The 19,494-nt window shown below is 62.9% G+C and carries 22 protein-coding genes; 13 read left to right on the top strand and 9 right to left on the bottom strand.

Translation table 11 applies throughout. The features are described from left to right. The first annotated feature begins 234 nt into the window (after positions 1-234). On the top strand, positions 235-567 hold the full coding sequence (locus E5221_RS13515; protein WP_003253895.1) for a hypothetical protein: 333 nt from the start codon (positions 235-237) through the stop codon (positions 565-567). Between the two features lie 46 nt (positions 568-613). Here the strand turns inward: E5221_RS13515 and E5221_RS13510 are convergent, their stop codons facing one another. From E5221_RS13510 to E5221_RS13485, 6 genes are all read right to left on the bottom strand, one after another. Further along, the gene (locus tag E5221_RS13510; RefSeq protein ID WP_023663278.1) at positions 614-925 is read right to left on the bottom strand and encodes a hypothetical protein; all 312 of its coding nucleotides are present in this window, start codon (positions 923-925) and stop codon (positions 614-616) included. 140 nt (positions 926-1,065) lie between these two features. Beyond that, the gene (locus E5221_RS13505; RefSeq protein ID WP_003253897.1) at positions 1,066-1,254 is read right to left on the bottom strand and encodes a hypothetical protein; all 189 of its coding nucleotides are present in this window, start codon (positions 1,252-1,254) and stop codon (positions 1,066-1,068) included. A gap of 138 nt (positions 1,255-1,392) precedes the next feature. Continuing rightward, positions 1,393-1,713: a YbjQ family protein gene (locus E5221_RS13500; RefSeq protein ID WP_003258990.1), complete on the bottom strand. Its 321-nt coding sequence runs from the start codon at positions 1,711-1,713 to the stop codon at positions 1,393-1,395. A gap of 412 nt (positions 1,714-2,125) precedes the next feature. After that, complete coding sequence (locus tag E5221_RS13495) at positions 2,126-3,010, bottom strand: EamA family transporter (RefSeq protein ID WP_003258991.1); 885 nt, start codon at positions 3,008-3,010, stop codon at positions 2,126-2,128. 146 nt (positions 3,011-3,156) lie between these two features. Further along, entirely contained in the window at positions 3,157-3,912 is a 756-nt protein-coding gene (locus tag E5221_RS13490) for a class II aldolase/adducin family protein (protein WP_061302371.1), read from the bottom strand. 23 nt (positions 3,913-3,935) lie between these two features. Beyond that, complete coding sequence (locus E5221_RS13485) at positions 3,936-4,979, bottom strand: ABC transporter substrate-binding protein (RefSeq protein WP_182328811.1); 1,044 nt, start codon at positions 4,977-4,979, stop codon at positions 3,936-3,938. 176 nt (positions 4,980-5,155) lie between these two features. Between E5221_RS13485 and E5221_RS13480 the strand changes: the two genes are divergently transcribed. The 3 genes from E5221_RS13480 (at position 5,156) to E5221_RS13470 (ending at position 9,019) form a co-directional block, all read left to right on the top strand. Then, positions 5,156-7,108, top strand: a complete 1,953-nt coding sequence (locus E5221_RS13480) for an FAD-dependent oxidoreductase (protein ID WP_247847645.1) — start codon at positions 5,156-5,158, stop codon at positions 7,106-7,108. 39 nt (positions 7,109-7,147) lie between these two features. Next, positions 7,148-7,747 (top strand): cupin domain-containing protein, encoded by a 600-nt coding sequence (locus tag E5221_RS13475; protein ID WP_015270174.1) that lies wholly within the window; start codon positions 7,148-7,150, stop codon positions 7,745-7,747. Between the two features lie 69 nt (positions 7,748-7,816). Next, positions 7,817-9,019 carry an NAD(P)/FAD-dependent oxidoreductase gene (locus tag E5221_RS13470; protein ID WP_247847644.1) on the top strand — a complete coding sequence of 401 codons (1,203 nt, stop codon included), beginning with the start codon at positions 7,817-7,819 and terminating at the stop codon, positions 9,017-9,019. A 154-nt stretch (positions 9,020-9,173) separates the two neighbouring features. Here E5221_RS13470 and E5221_RS13465 read toward each other — a convergent pair whose 3' ends face one another. Further along, a complete protein-coding gene (locus tag E5221_RS13465) occupies positions 9,174-9,785 on the bottom strand; it encodes an FMN-dependent NADH-azoreductase (protein WP_003258995.1) in 612 nt (203 codons plus the stop codon). A 133-nt stretch (positions 9,786-9,918) separates the two neighbouring features. Between E5221_RS13465 and E5221_RS13460 the strand changes: the two genes are divergently transcribed. Together E5221_RS13460 and E5221_RS13455 are read left to right on the top strand one after the other, a co-directional pair. Continuing rightward, positions 9,919-10,821: a LysR substrate-binding domain-containing protein gene (locus E5221_RS13460; protein ID WP_013972466.1), complete on the top strand. Its 903-nt coding sequence runs from the start codon at positions 9,919-9,921 to the stop codon at positions 10,819-10,821. Continuing rightward, complete coding sequence (locus tag E5221_RS13455) at positions 10,814-11,173, top strand: MmcQ/YjbR family DNA-binding protein (protein ID WP_247847643.1); 360 nt, start codon at positions 10,814-10,816, stop codon at positions 11,171-11,173. Before E5221_RS13460 ends, E5221_RS13455 begins: the two co-directional genes overlap by 8 nt. A 121-nt stretch (positions 11,174-11,294) precedes the next feature. On the opposite strand, the gene E5221_RS13450 is transcribed toward E5221_RS13455, so the two are convergent. Together E5221_RS13450 and E5221_RS13445 are read right to left on the bottom strand one after the other, a co-directional pair. After that, complete coding sequence (locus E5221_RS13450) at positions 11,295-11,708, bottom strand: DUF1294 domain-containing protein (protein ID WP_023660800.1); 414 nt, start codon at positions 11,706-11,708, stop codon at positions 11,295-11,297. Beyond that, a complete protein-coding gene (locus tag E5221_RS13445) occupies positions 11,701-12,531 on the bottom strand; it encodes an undecaprenyl-diphosphate phosphatase (protein ID WP_003258998.1) in 831 nt (276 codons plus the stop codon). The genes E5221_RS13450 and E5221_RS13445 overlap by 8 nt, the downstream gene beginning before the upstream one ends. Before the next feature lie 299 nt (positions 12,532-12,830). Here E5221_RS13445 and mcpP point away from each other — a divergent pair, with 299 nt between their 5' ends. From mcpP to E5221_RS13410, 7 genes are all read left to right on the top strand, one after another. Continuing rightward, entirely contained in the window at positions 12,831-14,465 is a 1,635-nt protein-coding gene (gene mcpP, locus E5221_RS13440) for a methyl-accepting chemotaxis protein McpP (protein ID WP_247847642.1), read from the top strand. 296 nt (positions 14,466-14,761) lie between these two features. Then, complete coding sequence (gene pnuC / locus E5221_RS13435) at positions 14,762-15,328, top strand: nicotinamide riboside transporter PnuC (RefSeq protein ID WP_247847641.1); 567 nt, start codon at positions 14,762-14,764, stop codon at positions 15,326-15,328. Further along, positions 15,325-15,894, top strand: coding sequence for an AAA family ATPase (locus E5221_RS13430; RefSeq protein WP_061552173.1), 570 nt, complete (start codon positions 15,325-15,327; stop codon positions 15,892-15,894). The genes pnuC and E5221_RS13430 overlap by 4 nt, the downstream gene beginning before the upstream one ends. A 298-nt stretch (positions 15,895-16,192) precedes the next feature. Continuing rightward, positions 16,193-16,627 (top strand): hypothetical protein, encoded by a 435-nt coding sequence (locus E5221_RS13425; protein ID WP_015270165.1) that lies wholly within the window; start codon positions 16,193-16,195, stop codon positions 16,625-16,627. Between the two features lies 1 nt (position 16,628). Continuing rightward, complete coding sequence (locus tag E5221_RS13420) at positions 16,629-17,207, top strand: hypothetical protein (protein WP_061552172.1); 579 nt, start codon at positions 16,629-16,631, stop codon at positions 17,205-17,207. Between the two features lie 48 nt (positions 17,208-17,255). Next, complete coding sequence (locus E5221_RS13415) at positions 17,256-18,707, top strand: heme utilization protein (RefSeq protein WP_247847640.1); 1,452 nt, start codon at positions 17,256-17,258, stop codon at positions 18,705-18,707. A gap of 62 nt (positions 18,708-18,769) precedes the next feature. Then, on the top strand, positions 18,770-19,450 hold the full coding sequence (locus tag E5221_RS13410) for a C39 family peptidase (protein WP_013972457.1): 681 nt from the start codon (positions 18,770-18,772) through the stop codon (positions 19,448-19,450). Positions 19,451-19,494 lie beyond the last annotated feature (44 nt).

Here is a 19,494-nt window from a genome sequence, read left to right as displayed (position 1 = left end):
GACGCCGTTCATCGCCCTTGGGCATGATGAAGCCGTCTCCCTGATCGGGAGCGGTGGCAAGGGTGTTCCAGACGGCCTGCGCGGTAACGCAGGCCGTCCGTGGAGAGGGAAACTGTCCAAAAGGCAGCGTGAGAAAGCCCCTGTTGCGATGCTGCTGTAGCAGCCTTGGTAGTGCGCTACACCGTGGTAGCGCCAACTGTGAAAAATCACCTACGAATGGGTAATGGGGGCTTTATGATGAACTTGAACAACAATCCGACTATCGACCAATTGGCCCAGCTGTTCGCCGTACGCAAGGACAGCCTTGACGACCATCTGCTGTGGGTAAGCCAGACCGGTGAAGTGCGCCTCGACCGCCTGCCACCGAACACCGTCGAAGATGAATTCGAAGAGCACCTGCCCAGCATGCGTGCCCGCTTCAAGGTCTACCGCCGTGGCCAAGGCTACGTCGGCAAGAAGGCCGCCGCCGACACCGAGTTCGTCGGCCGCGTTCTGCAGACCCTGCAACAAGAATGGCCCGCTGCCCGTGAGCAGCAGGCAGTCAAGGTGATCGAACCGCTCAACTGAGGGTTCCCACCTTTACCTGAGCCCGGCCCTCACAGGCCGGGCTTTTTCATGCCTGGCGCCGCTGGCTGCGGGGTTCCGGCAGCGGCAAGGCGCCGGTTGCCATCGCCCGAGCGCGGTCTACACCCCACACCAGGGCGCGAGTCATGGTCTCGCCTGGGCGTGCGGGGTAATACTCCTCCAGCAACGCTCGCCCATCACCGGCGTACAACCCCAAAAACAGTTGGGTCGCCCCCAGGCGCGACAGGCGCACCTGCACGTCGAGCGTGGTGCCGTCACTGAGTGCTTCGTCGTGGCAGCGGCTGTGCAGCTGTGCGTCGGCCCATTGCCAATAGGTCTCTTCCCTGACTCGCATGAGCATTCAATCCTCCGTTGCTGGAATGCCGCGCAAGAAAACCACAGCCTTTGCCATCCTGCGAGTGCTACCCGGCAATGCCATGAGGCGGATCAAGAAATGGCAATAAAAACCCCGCCATTCGGCGGGGTTTTGCTGGAGCGGGATCACTTCTTGAGCGGAACCCGCGGCATGAAGCGGCCTTTTTTGCTGCGCTGCAGGTGTGCAGGCTGTAGCTGTTCGGAATCATCCAGCGTCATGTGGGCGAAGCCCAGGCGAAATGCCGCTTGGCCGCAACGCACCTGGCTGTTGATCGGGAACGCGTCGTTCAGGTCTTCGAAAAAGGATTCGCTCATGCCCTGTCTCCCTCCAGTGGCGGACGCGTCGGCAACCAGAACAGTTGCTCTACCAAACGCGACCTGTGAAAGTGAGACTAGCTGGTCATTTGCGGACCGCCCAGACCGAAGCCTTGGACCCGACCAGCGGCAGACGCTCTACTTCAGGCGCACCGCTGTACCGGTAGCAAATACCACGACCATGCCGCCCTGTACCGACGGCATGCTGATCTCGAAATCCACCCCCACTACCGCATCGGCTTGCAACTGGCGTGCCCGCGCCTTCAGTTCTTCGGTGGCCTGCTCCCGGGCTTCGCGCAGTGCGCTTTCCAGGGTTTGCGAACGGCCACCGAAGAAGTCACGAAAACGTGCAAAGAAATCGCGCACGAAATTGATGCCCTGCACCGATTCGGAGCTGACCACACCCAGGTATTCGGCAATCGGGCGGCCTTCGAGCTGGCTGGTGGTGGAAATGATCATGGGGTGCGCTCCATTGGCCTGGCAAAAGAGGCCGATTCTAACAGAGCGCAAATCCACTCGCAGATATGCAGTCACTGTGGGAGCGGGCGTGCCCGCGAAGCAGGCACCGCGGTGGTTGGCACGGGCTTCGCCCGTGTTCGCGGGCACGCCCGCTCCCACAGAACAACACATGACTCATTGGTTCGGCGAGGTTCTGTAGGAGCAGCCTTGTGCTGCGAAGAGGCCGCTACTGACAAAGCCTGTCTGTTGCCTGTACCGGCCTCTTCGCAGCACAAGGCTGCTCCTACAAAGGACGCGTCAGACGAGCGATATCTGTTCTCTGCGCGACAGCGCAGCCCAAAAGGGCTGGGCAATCTCCCACAGGGATTGCGCTGGCTTGCGATTTTCAGTCGGGCAGTGGTTGAAGGATCAACTACGCGCTAACCGCGCGCAGCCGTTGGCCAATGCGGGCGCCAAACACGTTCACCAGCAACCCGGCCATCACCAGCAATGCGCCCCAGCCCTGGGTCGCGGTCAGACGCTCGCCCAGCAACAACGCCGACGAACTCAGGCCAATCACAGGCACCAGCAGCGAGAACGGCGCAACCTTGCCGGCCGGATGGCGCGAGAGCAGCTTGCTCCACAGGCTGTAGCCGAGCATGGTGGCGACAAACGCCAGGTAAGCCAGGGCCAATACCGAACTCCAGCTGATATTGGCAATGGCGTGGCCGATGCGCTCCGGCCCCTCCAGCCACCAGGACAACGCAAGGAACGGCAGTGGCGGGATCAGCCCGCCCCAGATAACCAGCGCCACCAGGTCAACCGAGCCAAAGCGCCGGGTGATGATGTTGCCCATGCCCCACATCGCGCCGGCACACAGGGTCAGTACCAGCGCCAACATCGGCACATGGCCGCCGTCTTCGCTGCCGATAAGGGCCAGGCCGCTGGCGGCCACCAGCAGCCCCAGTACGCTGGCCAGGCGCAGCCGCTCGCCAAGGAACAACGCGGCGAAGCCGAGGGTGAAGAACGCCTGCGATTGCAGGATCAGCGAGGCCAGCCCTGGCGGCATGCCGCTGTACATGGCTTGGAACAGGAAAGCGAACTGGCCCAACGAAATGGTCGCGCCGTAGGCGATCAGCCAGCGCCAGGGCAACTTCGGCCGCTTGACCAGCAAGATCGCCGGGAACGCCACCAGCAAGAAGCGCAATGCCCCCAGCAACATCGGCGGCAAGCCATCGAGGCCAACCTTGATGACCACGAAGTTGACTCCCCAGGCGACAATCACCACCAGGGCGATGAGCAGATCCTTGAGTGGCATTGCGACATCCTTCTTCAAACTTTCTAGACATATTTCGTTACAGCATAAGGCTATTCCTTTGACAGGGACCAGCACAGTTGCGGCCCAGAGGTGCGCAACAGTGACTGTTATCGTGCAAGGGTTGCCGAGGTGATTGGTGGAGCGCGTCAGCTCCGGTATCCAGGTGCGACCTTTTCCAGCATCCGCAATAATGCCGCCCATGCCAGCTGCAACGCATCCGGATCCGCCAGTTCGCCCTGTTTCAACCCTCGTCCAGGCTCATTGAACTGCCGCTCGGTATGCGCGCACACTTCGGCTGGCGGTAAAATCACCTGCCCGGCACTCTGTGCCGCCAACTGGATCTCGCACGCCTTCTCCAGGTAGTACATGCGCAGGAACGCTTCGGCCACGCTGCGCCCGGTAGTCAGCAGGCCATGGTTGCGCAGAATCATCACTGGCTTGTCGCCCAAGTCGGCTACCAGCCTTCGCTGCTCATCCATGTCCAGCGCAATCCCTTCATAGGCGTGGTATGCCACCTTGCCATAAAACTCCATGGACATCTGGTTGAGCGGTAGCAGCCCACATTCCAGCGCCGCCACCGCACAACCTGCCCGGGTGTGGGTGTGCAACACACAATGGGCATCCTCGCGGGCAGCATGGATGGCGCTGTGGATGACGAAACCGGCCGGGTTGACCGGGTGCGGCGTCGCTTCAACCGGCCGGCCCTGCAGGTCGATCTTCACCAGGCTGGAGGCCGTGATCTCATCGAACAGCAAGCCGTACGGATTGATCAGGAAGTGGTGCTCCGGCCCCGGCAGGCGCAGGGAAATATGGGTGAAGATCAGGTCGCTCATGCGGAAATGGGCGATCAGCCGATAACAGGCGGCCAGCTCCTGGCGCAGGCTTTGTTCCGTTGTGGTCATCATCGTCATACCTTTGCAGTACGCTATTTGCTGGCCCACGCATTGAAGCGCTGCTCCAGCTCTTCGCCATGGTCGACCCAGAATTCCACATTCATCGCCAACGCCCCCTGCAGGTTCTGCGGCGAAGTAGGCACCCAGCTGGCCAGGGACGGGTCTAGCTTCGCCGCCGCCTGGGTGTTGGTCGGCCCATAGGGAATCTGCTGCACATAACGCACCTGGGTGTCCGGCTGGTTGGCGTAGGCAATCAGGCGCTTGGCCTGGTCGACATGCCGCGAGCCTTTGATGATCGCCCAGTAATCCATGCCATACAGGCTGCCAGGCCAGACCACCGCCAGCGGGCTGCCCTGCTGGGCCGCGACGGCGATGCGCCCGCTATAGGTCGAGGTCATCACCACGTCTCCCGCCGCCAGCCACTGGGCAGGTTGGGCGCCGGCGTCCCACCACTGGATATACGGCTTGAGCTCGCTGAGCTTGGCAAAGGCACGCTCGACCCCTGCCGGGGTGGCCAGTACCTGGTACACATCCTCGACCTTCACCCCATCTGCCATCAGGGCGAACTCCAGGTTGTACACCGCACGCTTGCGCAGGCCGCGCTTGCCAGGGTACTTGTTCACGTCCCAGAAGTCGGCCCACGACGCAGGCGCCTGGGCCAGCTTGCTGCGGTCATAGGCAATCGCCACACTCCATACCAGTGCGGCCGAGCCGCAGGCCTGTGCGGCATCGGCAATCAGTTCATCCGCATGGCCCATGCGCTGCCAGTCCAACTGCTCGTAGACGCCCTCGTCGCAGCCGCGCATCAGGTCAGGCCCTTCTATCTGCACCACGTCCCAGTCGACATTGCCGGTGTCGGCCATTACCTGGATCCGTGCCATTTCGCCGTTGTACTCGCTCTGGATCAGCTTGCTGCCATCCTGGGCACTGAACGGTTTGAAGATCGCCTCGTCCTGAGCTTTCTGGCCGGCACCACCATAGCCGACCACGACCATCTGCGGTGCCGCTTGCGCACTGCCCAGGCCCATGGCCAGCAACGCTGCGCAAAGGCTGCTTACACGTGGGAATACCTGCATCGTAGTTGCCTCCTGCCGGTGCCCGAGGGGCCCGTTTTCTTGTTGTTGTGAGGTCACGCCCTCGCCACGAGGGTGAGAAAAACCTAGTCGCCGACCAGTAAAAAAACAAGTTGATTTTTTACTGGCGCTACACTTTTATAAAAAAACAAGAACAACATCGCACCGGAGCCGCCTGTATGCAGACCGCCTTCCCTCATCTGTTCGAAGCCTTGCAGATCCGCGGCAAACGCTTGAAGAACCGCATCATGTCCACCGGCCACGACACCTGCCTGCCTACCGACAACCTGGTCAACGACAAGCTCATCGCCTACCAGCGCGCCCGCGCCGCCGGTGGCGTCGGCCTGATCGTGCTGCAGGTGGCCGGGGTGCATGACAGCGCTCGCTACACCTCGCATGTGCTGATGGCCACCGACGATGCCTGCATCGACGGCTACCGCCAGCTTGCCGAAGCCTGCCATGAGCATGGCACCGTGGTGCTGTCGCAACTGTTCCACCCCGGGCGGGAGATCATGGAATCGGCGGACGGTTTGCTGGCGGTGGCCTACTCGGCGTCCGCGGTACCCAATGAACGCTTCCGGGTGATGCCGCGCGCGCTGGACCAGTCAATGATCGACGAGATCGTCCAGGGCTATGCCAGCGCTGCCCGCCGCCTGCACCAGGCCGGGCTTGATGGCGTTGAAGTGGTGGCCAGCCATGGCTACCTGCCTGCGCAGTTCCTCAACCCGCGGGTAAACCAGCGCTCGGATGGCTACAACGGTGAGCTGGAGCAGCGCCTGCGGTTCCTGCGCGAAGTGCTGGCCGCCGTACGCGCGGCTACCGACGAGCAGTTCATCATCGGCCTGCGCATCAGTGCCGACGAGCGCGACAGCCAGGGGCTGAGCGAGGATGAATCGCTGGCCGCAGCGGTTGCCTTGCAAGGCCAGCTCGACTACCTGCACATCGTTGCCGGCACGTCGGCGTCCCTCGGCGGCGCCGTGCATATCGTGCCGCCGATGGCCATTCAACCGGCCTACCTGGCCCGTGAGGCCGGCACCTTCAAACAACACCTGGGCATCCCGCTGTTCGTCACCGGGCGTATCAACCAGCCTCAGGAAGCCGAACTGATCCTGGCCCGTGGCCAGGCCGACGTCTGCGGCATGACCCGCGCGCTTATATGCGACCCGCAGATGCCCAACAAGACCGAGCATGGCCAGGTCGAGGACGTACGTGCCTGTATCGCCTGCAACCAGGCCTGCATCGGCCATTTCCACCGCGGCCTGCCCATTTCCTGCATCCAGCGACCGGAGACTGGCCGCGAGTTGCATTACGAGCAACTGCCACCCACCACCCGCCCCAAGCGCATCCTCGTGGCCGGTGGCGGGCCCGCCGGCATGAAAGCCGCCGCCGTGGCCGCTGCGCGCGGGCATCAGGTCACGCTGTACGAGGCTGGCCCGCAGCTCGGTGGCCAGGTGCTGCTGGCCCAGTTGCTGCCACGGCGCAGCGAGTTCGGTGGCGCCAGCACCAACTTGCAACGGGAAATGGCCCTGGCGGGCGTGGAAGTGGTGCGCAATACTCGAGTCGACCGCGCACTGGTCGAACGGGTACGCCCCGACCTGGTGATCGCCGCCACCGGTGCCACCCCCTACTGGCCGGCCTTCGAGCGCACCGGTGATCTACAGGTGGTGGATGCCTGGCAAATACTGCGCAGTGAAGCAAAACCGGGCCGCTCGGTACTGGTGATCGACTGGCGCTGCGACTGGATCGGCCCCGGCATCGCCGAACGCCTGGTACGCGACGGCCACCAGGTGCAGCTGGCGGTCAATGGCACCCATTGCGGCGAAAGCCTGCCGCTGTACGTGCGCGACCAACTGGCCGGCGAGCTGCATCGCCTGGGTATTCCCATCACACCGTATGCCCGCCTGTATGGCTGCGACGACAACACGGTGTACCTGCAGCACACCGCCAGCGGCGAGCCGATGATCTTCGAAGGCATCGACACCCTGGTACTGTGCCAGGGCCATCAACCGGAAGACCGCCTGGCAACGGAGCTGGCCGGCCTGGTCGAGGTGCGCCGCATTGGCGACTGCCTGGCGCCGCGTACCGCCGAAGAAGCGATTCACGATGGCCTGACGGTTGCCTGGGCGCTCTGAGGCTGTACATACTGCGGCTTTTACGATGGACCGACGTGCATGAGCCAACTCCCCCAGCCCCCCGCCAGCGAAGCCGGGGGCGCCGCGCCGCAGTTTCTCGGCAGCCGCATTCGAGGCCTGCGCAAGCGCCGTGGCATGACCCTGGCGGAGCTGGCCGCGCACAGTGAGCTGACCGCCGGCTACATCAGCCAGCTGGAGCGCAACCTCTCCTATCCATCGATTCCGGCGCTGTTCAACATCGCTCGCAGCCTGGGGGTGACCATCCAGTGGTTCTTCGCCAGCGAAGCCATCACTGCGCCCGAAGACCAGGGCTATGTGGTACGACGCAACAGCCGCCTGAGCGTGCATTACGAAGACGGTATCGTCGATCAACTGCTCACGCCCCAGCCCAACCGCCAGCTGGAAATCCTGCATTCGCGCTTCCCTCCGGGCAGCTACAGCCAACAGAGCTACAGCCACGACGGTGAAGAGGCCGGCTACATCCTCAGCGGCAGCTTCGAGCTGTGGGTGGGCGAGCGGCATTTCCAGCTGGGTGAAGGGGACAGTTTCAGCTTCTCGAGCCAGGAACCGCACCGCTACGGCAACCCCGGTGAAGTCGATGCCGTGGTGATCTGGGTGATCACGCCGCCAACATTCTGAAGCATGCTCGCTCCCCAATATCCAGCAACAGGGTCTACCTTGTTAACCGAACTTTAGAGGAGCACAACCATGAAGCAGATCCTGATCATAGGCGCGGGCTTTGCCGGCCTGTGGAGCGCGCTCAGCGCCGCCCGCCAGCTTGACCTCCATGGCCGCAAGGATGTCGAGGTCACCTTGCTTGCACCCCAGGCCGAGCTGCATGTGCGCCCGCGCTTCTACGAACCCGACGTACATACCATGGCCGCGCCGTTGCAGGAGCTGTTCGATGCCGCCAACGTGCGCTTCGTGCAGGGCACGGCCTTTCATATAGATGAAGCGGCCCGCCGTGTGGGCTATCGCACCCGCAGCGGAACCCAATGCACCCTGCCCTACGACCGCCTGATCATGGCCTGCGGCAGCGTGCTCAACCGGCCCGACATGGTCGGCATCGAGCATGTGTTCGATGTCGACAAGCTCGACAGCGCCGCGCGCCTGGAAACCCACCTGAAGTCACTGGCCAACCTGCCCGACACACCGGCGCGCAATACCGTGGTGGTGGCCGGTGGTGGTTTTACCGGCATCGAGACCGCCACCGAACTGCCGGCCCGCCTGCGCGAAATCCTCGGCGAGGACGCGGCGTTGCGCGTGGTGGTGGTCGACCGTGGCGCGAGGATTGGCGCGGCCCTGGGTGAAGGCATCCGCCCCGCCATCGAACAGGCCTCCGAGGCCCTTGGCGTGGAGTGGATCTGTGGTGCCACGGTAGCCTCGGTCGATTCTGCCGGCGTGGTGCTGGACAACGGCCAGCGCATCGACGCCAGCACGGTGATCTGGACCGTGGGCTTCAAGGCCAACCCGCTCACCGAACAGATCAGTGGCGAGCGCGACCGCCAGGGCCGCTTGCATGTCGATGGCAATCTCAAGGTGAAAGGCAATGATGCCGTGTACGCGGCGGGTGATGTGGCCTACGCCGCCTGCGACGAGGCTGGCAATCATGCGGTGATGTCCTGCCAGCATGCGATTCCGCTGGGGCGTCATGCGGGCAACAATGCGGCGGCCGAGCTGATTGGCGTGGCACCGAAGACCTACAGCCAGCCCAAGTACGTGACCTGCCTGGACCTTGGGGCCTGGGGGGCGGTGTATACCGAAGGGTGGGAACGCACGGTGTCGCCACCGGAGGACAAGGCCGAAGCCAAGGTGTTGAAGGCGCAGATCAATACAGTGTGGATCTATCCGCCGGCGGCCGAACGTGCTGCGGCGCTGGCAGCGGCTGACCCGGCTATTCCAGTGGCCTGACACCAGGCCGACGCGATCATTGTAGGAGCGGCCTTGTGTCGCGATGGGCCGCAAAGCGGCCCCAGGATTTCAGCGTTGATGCCGAGAATTCTGGGGCCGCTTCGCGGCCCATCGCGACACAAGGCCGCTCCTACATTCGATCGCGTACCTTCGATCAGGCAGCAGCAAACAGCTCGTTGGCAATCTGCGCCTGGGCAGCATCGATCGCCTGGCTGCGGTGCTCAGGGCCATAGGCCAGGCCATGGGCGCGGACGATTTCCAGGTCGGTGATGCCGATGAAGCCCAGGAATACCTTGAGGAAGTCCTCATGCCCGGCGCCAGTCGGCTGGCCAGCGTGCAGGCCACCGGCAGTGGACACCAGCACTACCTTCTTGTTGCCGCACAGGCCTTCCGGGCCGGCTTCGGTGTAGCGGAAAGTCTTGCCGGCGACGGCAACGCGGTCGATCCAGGCCTTGAGCTGGGTCGGCACGGTGAAGTTGTACATCGGCGCACCAATCACCACGGCATCGGCAGCCAGGAACTCTTCCAGGGTTTCCGCGCTCAGCTTGGCTTCGAAGGCCTGGGCTGCGTCGCGCATGTCTTCCGGGGTGCCAGCCGCTACCAGGGTAGCCGCGGAGAAGTGGGCGATGGCGTCAGCGGCCAGGTCGCGGTACACCACTTCCACGCTCGGGTCGGCGGCCTTCCAGGCTTCAACCACTTCACGGCTCAGTTGGCGGGAGGCGGAATTGTCGCCCAGGATGCTCGAATCGATGTGCAACAGTTTCATGGGATTCTCCTGTGAATGAAGACCGCGACATTGGGCGATCACGATGGGGAGAATCCTACCGACATCAACAATGGCTGATAAGGCAGCAAAAATGCGTTAGTTTGTCCTACTGGTGGAACAGTGAGACATTCCCATGCAAGACCTCAACGACCTTTTCTACTTCGCCCGCGTGGTCGAAGCCGGCGGTTTCGCCGCAGCCGGCCGCCAGCTGGGCATCCCCAAGTCGCGCCTGTCGCGGCGTATCGCCGAGCTTGAAGAACGCCTGGGCACGCGCCTGCTGCAACGCACTACACGGCAACTGAAGCTCACCGCGGTGGGCGAGCGCTACCTGCATCACTGCCAGGCCATGCTGCTGGAAGCCGAAGCCGCCGACGAAGCCGTGGCCAGCATGAGCAGCGAACCGCGCGGGCGCTTGCGGGTGTCGTGCCCGGTGGCATTGGCCCACGCCTTTCTGCCGGATGTGATCAGCCGCTTTCTTGCGCAGTACCCGTTGGTGCAACTGGACATGGTGCTGCTCAACCGCCGGGTCGACCTGATTTCCGAAGGTATCGACGTGGCCCTGCGGGTACGCGACCTGGGCGATGAAGACCCGGCCCTGGTCACCCGCCGCCTGCGCCAGGCGCAGATGCAACTGGTTGCAGCGCCCGGTTTCGCCGACCACATCCGCGAACCGGGCCAACTGGCATCATTGCCGGTGCTGGGCGCTGCCGAGGCGGACCGGCTGGTACACTTCCGCCTGTTCGGCCCCCACGGCAAACAGCAGGAAATCGCCCTGGAACCGCGCCTTGCCATCGATGATTTCGTAGTACGTAATGCTGCTGTACGGGCAGGCCTCGGGTTTACCGCGCTGCCCAGCATGTTCTGTGAAGAAGAACTGGCGCGCGGCGAACTGGTGCGCCTGCTGCCGGACTGGTCGCTGCCGGGTGGCTACCTGCAGGCGGTGTATCCGCACCGGCGCGGCTTGCTGCCTGCGGTACGGGTATGGATCGACCACCTGGCGGCGTCGTTCGAGGCCTGTGGAGAAAAGTATGTCTGAGCGGAACATGAGCGAAGCCCAGGTGGCAACGTTCTGCCTGAGCCTGCCGGGTGCGCGGGAAGACTACAAATGGGGCGGCATCCGGGTGTTCTCGGTGGCGGGCAACAAGATGTTCGCGGTGCTCGACCTGGCGGGTGCGGGGTTGTCGTTCAAAGTGGCCGACGAACTGTTTCTTGGCTACTGCGACCGCCCGGGGGTGCGGCCTGCGCCGTATCTGGCACGGGCGCGGTGGATCAGCATGGCATCGCCCTACCCCATGGGGCGTGAGGAGCTGTGTGATCTGTTGCAGCGCTCGCACCAGCTGGTGGTGCGGCGGTTGCCGAAGCGGTTGCAGGTGGGATTGCTAATGTGAATTCCCTGTGCCGGCCCTTTCGCGGGTAAACCCGCTCCCACAGGGTTCTCCACTGGTCTGAAGTCTTGTGCTGTACCTGTAGGAGCGGGTTTACCCGCGAAAGGGCCGGCACAGTCACATATCAACTGAAGGGCAGATACCGCCCGCCAAGAAACAGCCAGTCCGCCCAGAACACCTGGTGCACCAGCACAATCCCCCAGAACACCAGCTGGTACGAAACCTTGCGAGTCTTGTGTCGATACAGCTGCTGCGCCAGCAGTGCCCCAGGCCAGCCGCCCAGCAGCTCACTGGCATGCAGCACCTTCTCGGGCGTACGCCAGGCCTGGGTACGCGCCTGCTGTTTGTCCTGCCAATACAGCAGCAGGCTGATCAGGCTCATTGCCGGGTACAACGCCAGCGGCCACCAGGCCTGGTCGACCCAGGCCATGCGCGCCGCGCCCAGGGCGGGCAGCAGGCACAGCAGGCCCAACAGCAGCAGCTTCAGGCGCACATTACGTACGCCCTCCACCCTTTGCCCCCGTGCCACCTCAGCCATGGGCCGTCGCCCAGTCAACCCAGCCGAACTGCCAGGTCGCCAGAATCAGCAGGCCAAAGGCAATGCGATACCAGGCGAACGCCGCGTAGCTGTGGTTGGCAATGAACTTGAGCAGGCCACGCACGGCGATCATGGCAAAGATGAACGAAGTCACGAAGCCAATGGCAAATACCGGCAGGTCACCAGGCTGGAACAGGTCGCGGTACTTGTAGCCCGAATACACTGCCGCACCGACCATGGTCGGCATCGCCAGGAAGAACGAGAACTCGGTCGCTGCCTTGCGCGACAGGCCGAACAGCAGGCCACCGATGATGGTCGAACCGGAGCGCGAAGTGCCCGGGATCATCGCCAGGCACTGGATGAAGCCGATCTTCAGCGCGTGGCTCCAGCGCATGTCGTCCACGTGGTCCACCTCCACACGGTGCTCGCGACGCTCGGCCCAGAGCATGATCACCCCGCCCACCACCAACGCAGCCGCCACGGTGATCGGGTTGAACAGATATTCGTGGATCAGGTCGGCGAACAGCACGCCCAGCACCACTGCCGGCAGGAACGCCAGCAAAAGGTTACCCGTGAAACGCCGCGCCGTGGGCTGGCTGGTCAAGCCGAAGACCACGTCGAAGATCTTGCCGCGGAATTCCCACACCACCGCCAGGATCGCCGCCAGCTGAATGATGATGTTGAAAGCCATGGCCCGTTCGCCACCAAACCCGATCAGGTCGGCGACGATGATCTGGTGACCGGTACTGGAGATTGGCAGAAACTCCGTCAGCCCTTCGACCACGCCTAAGATGATTGCCTGGAAGGCAGTCCAAAAATCCATCGTTCCCCCGATGGAGCACTGCTCGTTGCAGGCCCCTTGTTCTTGATTTGCTTGAAATTGCCGCGCGCGGCCCGGCTGTTTTACAGCGACTGTTGGGCGTAATGCCAGTAGAAAAGTTCACGCCGCCTAAAGGTTTCATCTTGCGCGGCCGAAATCCTAGCAGAGCGCCTTCGCAATCACCTTGTACAAACTGCTGCAGACTATTGAATGGATAGCACTTAGCCATTAGTCGTGTGGGGGCCTCGCGCAAAGCATGCTTGGATGCGCCTGAATAAAAAGAACAATGCGGGAGCTGTGGTATGAAAACCCTGAGATCGATGTCTATCAGCCGCCGTCTGTGGCTGATCCTTTTGGTGGCGGTGGCCATGCTGGTGGTATTGGGCCTGCTGATGCTGCGCCAGATCCACGGTGACCTGTACCAGGCCAAAGCGGAAAAGACCCGCCACGTGGTACAGACCGCAGCCGGTGTGCTGGCCTATTACCAAGGCCTGGAGGCAGCCGGCACACTCAGCCGTGAAGCGGCCCAGCAACAGGCGCTGCAAGTGGTACGCGCGCTGCGCTACGACCAGAACGACTACTTCTGGATCAACGACCTGGGGCCGAAGATGATCATGCATCCGGCCAACCCCAAGCTCGACGGCCAGGACCTGTCGGCCATCCGCGACCCCGACGGCTTTGCCGTGTTCAACGAGATGGTCGCCCTGGCTCGGCAGCAGGACGCCGGGCCGGTCAACTACCGCTGGCCCAAGCCCGGTGCCAGCGAGCCGGTGGCCAAGACGTCCTACATCCAGCTGTTCAAGCCCTGGGGCTGGATCATCGGCTCAGGCGTGTACGTCGATGACGTGCAGGCCGAATTCACCCGCCAGTTGCGCGACGCCTCGCTGGTGGGCGTGGCCATCGCCCTGCTGATGGCACTGGTGGTCATGCTGATTGCGCGCAGCATCGCCCGCCCGTTGCAGGAAGCAGTGCAGGCCATGGGCAACATCGCCAGTGGAGAAAGCGACCTGACTCGACGCCTGGACACTCACGGCCGTGACGAAATCACCCACCTGGGCGAGCACTTCAACCGCTTCAATGGCAAGCTGCAGGGCGTGGTCGGCCAGTTACAAGGCGCGGCCCATGCCCTGGCCCGGTCCGCCGGGCATGTCGGCGACAACGCCGGTGCCGCGCAGCAGCACAGCGCCCAGCAATCGCTGCAGATGGACCAGGTGGCCACCGCGGTCAACGAAGTGACTTACGCCGTGCATGACGTGGCCAAGACCGCCGAGCAGGCCGCTGGTGAAATGCGCACCGCGCAACAGCAGGTGGCACACGGCCAGGAGGCCATTCACGGCAGCCTGGCGCAGATCGACCGGCTGTCGCTGACCATCGACCAGGCCGTGCAGGTGATCCGTGAACTGGCAGGGCACAGCACGCGCATCGGTGGTGTACTGGATGTGATCCGCTCCATCGCCGAACAGACCAACCTGCTGGCGCTGAACGCGGCCATCGAGGCGGCGCGGGCCGGCGAGCAGGGCCGTGGCTTTGCCGTGGTCGCCGACGAGGTGCGCCTGCTGGCCCAGCGCACGGCGCAGTCGACGGCCGAGATCCATACCATGATCGAGCACCTGCAAAGCCAGTCGGACGCCGCGGTCAAAGCCATCGATACCAGCAGCGAGGCCTCGCGCCAGACGGTCGAGCAGGCCCGCGAGGCCGGTGCCAGCCTGGAGGCCATCAACCAATCACTGAACAACCTCACGGCGTTGAATGCCTCCATCGCCAGCGCCACCTTGCAGCAGTCGCACGTGGTAGAAGAGATCAACCGCAACGTGCTGGATACTGCCGGGTTGTCTCAGCAGACCGCCGACGCGGCGCGGCAGTCCAGCGATGCCGGGATGGCGCTGGGGCGGTTGAGCGAAGAGCTGGAGCAGCTGTTGCGGCAGTTCCGCGTATAAGGCCAAGCCCCAGTGGGAGATGGCCAAGCCCTTTGGGCTGCGCTGTCGCCTAGATAACTGAAATTGCAAGCAATCCGCGTACCCTGTGGGAGCGGCTTTAGCCGCGAAGAACCCAGCGCAGTGCTTGGCACCGGCTGCGCCGGTGTTCGCGGCTAAAGCCGCTCCCACAGGATCCCTGCTGACTCAAAGTTATGTGCAGTCCTATGGGAGTGGCCCCAAAGGCCCCAACGCCCTACACCTTCCCCGGCCGACCAGCTACAATCGCGCCCCTCCCCCGTAGTCTCCAAGGATCGCCGATGTCCGGCCTTGAACTCATCGCCGCCGTCCTCGGCGTCACCGCTGTCTGGCTCACGGTCAAGCAGAATGCCTGGTGCTGGCCCATCGGCCTGGTCATGGTGCTGATCTATGGCTGGCTGTTCTACGAGGTGAAGCTGTACTCCGGCATGTTGCTGCAACTGGCCTATGCCATCCTGCAGGTCTACGGCTGGTGGCAATGGAAGCGCCCGGGCCATGCTGAAGACGCCCGCCAGGTCACCCGCCTGCGGCGCCCGGCATGGCTCGTCGGTTTGGCCGGCGGGGTGCTGTTGAGCGCCACCTTGGGCGCGGCGATGGCCACCTGGACCGACGCCGCCCTGCCCTGGCTGGACGCCACCCTGACCGGCTTCAGCCTGGTGGCACAACTGTGGATGGCGCAGAAGCGCCTGCAGTGCTGGCCGCTGTGGGTAGTGGTAGATATCGTCTACGTGGGCCAGTACCTGCACCAGCAGTTGTACTTCACCGCCGGTTTCTTCGCCGTGCTCACCCTGATCGCCGTGCGCGGCTGGCTGGAATGGCGCCGTGACCCGGCGTTGGTGCAGCCATGAGCGCGGCACAATCCATGAAAGTACTGGTGCTATGCGGCCCGGAATCCAGCGGCAAAAGCTGGCTCAGCGGTGTGATCCAGGCGCATTTCGGCGGCGTGGTGGTGGCCGAATACGTGCGCCACTTCATCGATCAGGAACGCCGCGACACCTGCTATGCCGATATCCCTGCCATCGCTCGTGGTCAGCTGGCCTGGGAAGACCAGGCCCGTGAGCAGGCACCGTCGCTGCTGATTCTCGACACTCACCTGCTCAGCAACATGCTCTGGAGCCACGCCCTGTTCGGCGACTGCCCGGCCTGGCTGGAACAGGCATTGCTGGCGCGGCATTACCACCTGCACCTGCTGCTGAGCCCGCAAGGCGTGGATTGGGTTGCCGATGGCCAGCGCAGCCAGCCCGAACTGCGCGACCGCCAGCGCTTTTTCGACGACAGCCTGCACTGGCTGCAACGGCATGAGCAAGCGTACAAAATAATTGAGGGCAATTGGCCACAACGCCAGCTGCTGGCACTTCAAACAGTAGCTAAGCTCATTGGTAGCAATGCGCCACCCTGCCCCGCCGAGTGTTAATTCACCGACACACCCCTTTTAGGCGAAGGCCCTGAAAACATGGGGTCTTTCCTTGCGTCAAAGGTAGTGTCAAGCTGCTGATACACTTCTGCAAAAACCCTTCCAATCAAGGCCAACACTGGCTTTGCCTGCATCGCTCGCCGCTGCATGTTTCACCCCTGAGACAGAATACGCCGCAGCTTGGCATGGTACTCATCTTAAGCTTTTGATCTGAAAACGCTTCTCAAAAGCGGCACACCTTCTGCTCCCTCGTTCGCATCGCTGAACAGGGCCAGCGCTCATTGAAGGAGTTGCCGTCGTGAGGAAAACTGACAAACGCCTTTATCACCTGCTGCTGATGGGCTATGTGCTGGGTTCGTTGAGCCTGACGGCCCAGGCCGACAACGGCATCATCGTGATAACCCGTGATGTGCAGACACGCAACGCTGTGGTCCCGCCGTTAAGACCCGACCCCAACCCCACCACCGTCAATGCCAATCCTTCCGCTCACATCCTCAAGCAAACCAACGAACTGAGTGATGGCGACTTCGCCAACATCAGCAGCGGTGCGGGCATCAGCACCCTGATTACCCAGCAGACCAACAACCTGGGCGGCAATCTCAATAACCAGTCCCAACTGCCCAACCTGGCCGGTGGCCGCGGTACAGGCTCGGGAAATGGCATCTCGAACATGGTCAACTCGAGTGTGCAGCGCGGCCTGGCGCCGCTGCAGATCCTGACCGGAGGCAAGTGAGATGAAGCACACGCTGCTGATCCTGGTCACGCTGTGCAGTACATCGGCCTTCGCGCAATCCCCGGTCCCCGTGATCAACAACGCCGACATCGACAGCTCGGGCAGCCGTTACCAGGGCAACCTGTCGGTCAACCAGGCAGCCGGCGACCAACAGCAACAGGCCAACGCGCGCGCCTTCGCCGCAGGGCCCGAGGCTGGCGCCGCCACGCAGATCCGCCAACGGCTGAACGCCCCCGCAACTTCCGCGATGGACGCGCGCTCGACCATACAGGGCGACGCCTTCAGCAACGGTAGCGGCGCCCTGGGTGTCAACCAGAGCGCCGGCGCCAACACCCAGCAAGCGAACGCACTGAGCATCAGCCTCGGTGCCCAGCCGCAAAGCATCGACGACAGCGTACTCATGCAACAGAACGTGGCGCTGCTCAACAACTCCGGTCCGATTGACACTTCAACTGGCCATCGCCAGGTCACCACCAGTGACCAGGCATTCACCGGTAGCCGTGGAGTGATTCAGTTGAACCAGAGTGCCGGGGTGGGAAACCGAATGGCCAACACCTTGAGCATCCGGGTCGCGGATTGACCCATCCAGTTAAGAACAACACTTAACCTAAAAGTACGGAGAATCACCATGAAACCCTCGATGGCAATCAAGCCTCTGGTTTTCGCAATTGCTGCGGTCATGGCTGTTGCTGTACAAGCTGATCAGAACGACCGGCGTGGCGGGCACCACAATGGTCACCACAATAACGGGCATCACACCCCTCCTCCCACCCGGATTCCTGTGTATGCCACAGCCAACGCCATGGACAGCCAACGCAGCACGGGTAATACCATCACCAACCAAGGCACCATCAACGAAGCCGAAATGAGCAGCTCGGCCACGGGTGCAAGCGGCAACGTGGGTGTCAACGTGGCAGCCGGTAACGGCAACCAGCAGGACAATGCTGCGGCTATTGCCAATGCATCGTCCGAGTCCAGCCTGGACAACAGCTTCGTGTTCGGCACCGCCGAAGCCACTGCTGACGTTCGCCAGTTCAGCAACAACAACCGTGTCGACAACTGGTCCACCCAGAACTCGGCAGTCATGACCGGCTCGGCCGATGGTGCCGAGGGCAACGTCGGCATCAACATCGCTGGCGGCGACCTGAACCAGCAGAAGAACACCATGGCCATCGCCAACACCGGTGCCCCGCTGGGCAATGCCACTGCCACCGCCTCTGCCGACCAGAACGGCCCAGGCCTGACGGTGAACAACGGCGCCGACCGCACCTACCGGGTGGACACGCTGACCATCACCACCACCAAGAGCGGTTCCAGCTCGCGTGAGGGCACGTTCAATTCGACCGACGACCGCAGCTCGTCCTCGAGCTTCAGCGTGGCCGGCTCGCAAAGTGCCAGTTCCAGTGGCTCCAGTGGCTGGAACTCCAGCGGTTCGAGCAGCATGAACGCCAGCGGCTCGCACAGTTCCACTGCCAGCGGCTCCAACAGCTGGAACGCCAGTGGTTCGATGGCCGGCAACTCCAGTTCGTCCAGCAGTGCCAGCCTGAGCGCCTCCTTGGCCGCGGCAGCCGATGCGACCCGCACCACGACCACCGATTTCGGCCGTCACGAGCGCACTCGCACCGACAGCTTCGATGCCTCGCTCAATGCATCGCTCAATGTGGATGTCGACCACTCGCGGGAAAGCTCTTACGACAAGTCGTTCGAGAAGGCATTCGACTCGTCGTATGACAAGGCTCGCCAATCGAGCTACGAGAAGTCTCGCGACTCCTCGTATGAGAAGGCTCACGAGTCGTCCTATGCCAATGCATCGGAATCGGCGTTTGAAAAGTCTGGCGAGAAATCGTCTCAATCGTCGAACGACGTGTCGAAGAGCTACAGCGAAAGCAGTGCCTACGACTTGAGCAATACCGTGTCCTTCCAAGTGCTGACCCCGACCGGCTGGGCAAACCCTGTTACCAACACTGCAACCCTTAGTGGTTCGGTGAATGGCGGCAGTGGCAACCTGGGCGTGAACGTGGCAGCCGGTGTGGGCAACCAGCAGAGCAACTCGCTGGCCATCTCCAACACCTCGTTCTGATCGCTGTACTTGAGGCCCCCTTCGGGGGGCCTTTCTTCAACAGAACCGGAAGGCATCCGATCATGCGCATCATTGCCCTGGCGTTTTTGCTGTGCCTGGCCAGCATGAGCGAAGCTGCACAAATGCCGCTGTCCGTCCTGCCGGGCGGCGCCGTGGTGTTCAAGCCCATCCAGAGCATACGCGAGCGCAAGTTCGCCGACCTGGTGCAACAGAAAACCGACTTCAGTTGCGGCGCCGCCGCGCTGGCCACCATCCTGCGCCAGGCCTACTGGCTGGATGTGGACGAGCAACAGATCATCGAAGGCATGCTGGCCCACGCCGACCAGGACCTGGTGCGCACGCAAGGCTTCTCGATGCTCGACATGAAACGCTACGTGGAAAGCCTGGGGATGCGTGCCCGCGGCTACCGGGTGGCACCCGAGACCCTGCACAGCGTGCGCATCCCGGTCGTGGTGCTGATGGACGTGCGCGGCTACAAGCACTTCGTGGTCATGCAGAAGGTCGACAAGGGTTGGGTGTATATCGGTGACCCGGTACTGGGCCACAAGCGCTACAAGGTCGAAGATTTTCTCAAGGGCTGGAACGGCATCATCTTCGCCGTCATCGGCCAAGGCTACGACAAGAACAACATCCTGCTCGACCCGCCCCTGCCGCTGACCGCCAAGGGCCGGGTGAACAACTTCACCCCGGTGCAGGATGCAGAGCTGCTGGACTTCGGTTTCATCAAAAGCGACTTCTTCTAACGACTCTTGCAACGACAAGGAGCACGAGGCTCCGGGGAGCACCC

The organism is Pseudomonas sp. A2 (assembly GCF_023100865.1).
Taxonomy (GTDB): Bacteria; Pseudomonadota; Gammaproteobacteria; order Pseudomonadales; family Pseudomonadaceae; genus Aquipseudomonas; species Aquipseudomonas asiatica.
Note: the sequence above shows the minus strand (reverse complement) of the source record. Positions and strands in the feature narration are given on the sequence as shown.

What these genes read in the sequence shown, in the direction of transcription:
- E5221_RS13445 (WP_003258998.1), bottom strand. Translation starts at nt 12,531, where the DNA reads ATGGATTTTTGGACTGCCTTCCAGGCAATCATCTTAGGCGTGGTCGAA.
- E5221_RS13500 (WP_003258990.1), bottom strand. Translation starts at nt 1,713, where the DNA reads ATGATCATTTCCACCACCAGCCAGCTCGAAGGCCGCCCGATTGCCGAA.
- pnuC (WP_247847641.1), top strand. Translation starts at nt 14,762, where the DNA reads ATGTCCGGCCTTGAACTCATCGCCGCCGTCCTCGGCGTCACCGCTGTC.
- E5221_RS13455 (WP_247847643.1), top strand. Translation starts at nt 10,814, where the DNA reads ATGTCTGAGCGGAACATGAGCGAAGCCCAGGTGGCAACGTTCTGCCTG.
- E5221_RS13485 (WP_182328811.1), bottom strand. Translation starts at nt 4,979, where the DNA reads ATGCAGGTATTCCCACGTGTAAGCAGCCTTTGCGCAGCGTTGCTGGCC.
- E5221_RS13505 (WP_003253897.1), bottom strand. Translation starts at nt 1,254, where the DNA reads ATGAGCGAATCCTTTTTCGAAGACCTGAACGACGCGTTCCCGATCAAC.
- E5221_RS13410 (WP_013972457.1), top strand. Translation starts at nt 18,770, where the DNA reads ATGCGCATCATTGCCCTGGCGTTTTTGCTGTGCCTGGCCAGCATGAGC.
- E5221_RS13460 (WP_013972466.1), top strand. Translation starts at nt 9,919, where the DNA reads ATGCAAGACCTCAACGACCTTTTCTACTTCGCCCGCGTGGTCGAAGCC.
- E5221_RS13430 (WP_061552173.1), top strand. Translation starts at nt 15,325, where the DNA reads ATGAGCGCGGCACAATCCATGAAAGTACTGGTGCTATGCGGCCCGGAA.
- E5221_RS13490 (WP_061302371.1), bottom strand. Translation starts at nt 3,912, where the DNA reads ATGACCACAACGGAACAAAGCCTGCGCCAGGAGCTGGCCGCCTGTTAT.
- E5221_RS13450 (WP_023660800.1), bottom strand. Translation starts at nt 11,708, where the DNA reads ATGGCTGAGGTGGCACGGGGGCAAAGGGTGGAGGGCGTACGTAATGTG.
- E5221_RS13465 (WP_003258995.1), bottom strand. Translation starts at nt 9,785, where the DNA reads ATGAAACTGTTGCACATCGATTCGAGCATCCTGGGCGACAATTCCGCC.
- E5221_RS13415 (WP_247847640.1), top strand. Translation starts at nt 17,256, where the DNA reads ATGAAACCCTCGATGGCAATCAAGCCTCTGGTTTTCGCAATTGCTGCG.
- E5221_RS13480 (WP_247847645.1), top strand. Translation starts at nt 5,156, where the DNA reads ATGCAGACCGCCTTCCCTCATCTGTTCGAAGCCTTGCAGATCCGCGGC.
- E5221_RS13515 (WP_003253895.1), top strand. Translation starts at nt 235, where the DNA reads ATGATGAACTTGAACAACAATCCGACTATCGACCAATTGGCCCAGCTG.
- mcpP (WP_247847642.1), top strand. Translation starts at nt 12,831, where the DNA reads ATGAAAACCCTGAGATCGATGTCTATCAGCCGCCGTCTGTGGCTGATC.
- E5221_RS13495 (WP_003258991.1), bottom strand. Translation starts at nt 3,010, where the DNA reads ATGCCACTCAAGGATCTGCTCATCGCCCTGGTGGTGATTGTCGCCTGG.
- E5221_RS13510 (WP_023663278.1), bottom strand. Translation starts at nt 925, where the DNA reads ATGCTCATGCGAGTCAGGGAAGAGACCTATTGGCAATGGGCCGACGCA.
- E5221_RS13475 (WP_015270174.1), top strand. Translation starts at nt 7,148, where the DNA reads ATGAGCCAACTCCCCCAGCCCCCCGCCAGCGAAGCCGGGGGCGCCGCG.
- E5221_RS13470 (WP_247847644.1), top strand. Translation starts at nt 7,817, where the DNA reads ATGAAGCAGATCCTGATCATAGGCGCGGGCTTTGCCGGCCTGTGGAGC.
- E5221_RS13420 (WP_061552172.1), top strand. Translation starts at nt 16,629, where the DNA reads ATGAAGCACACGCTGCTGATCCTGGTCACGCTGTGCAGTACATCGGCC.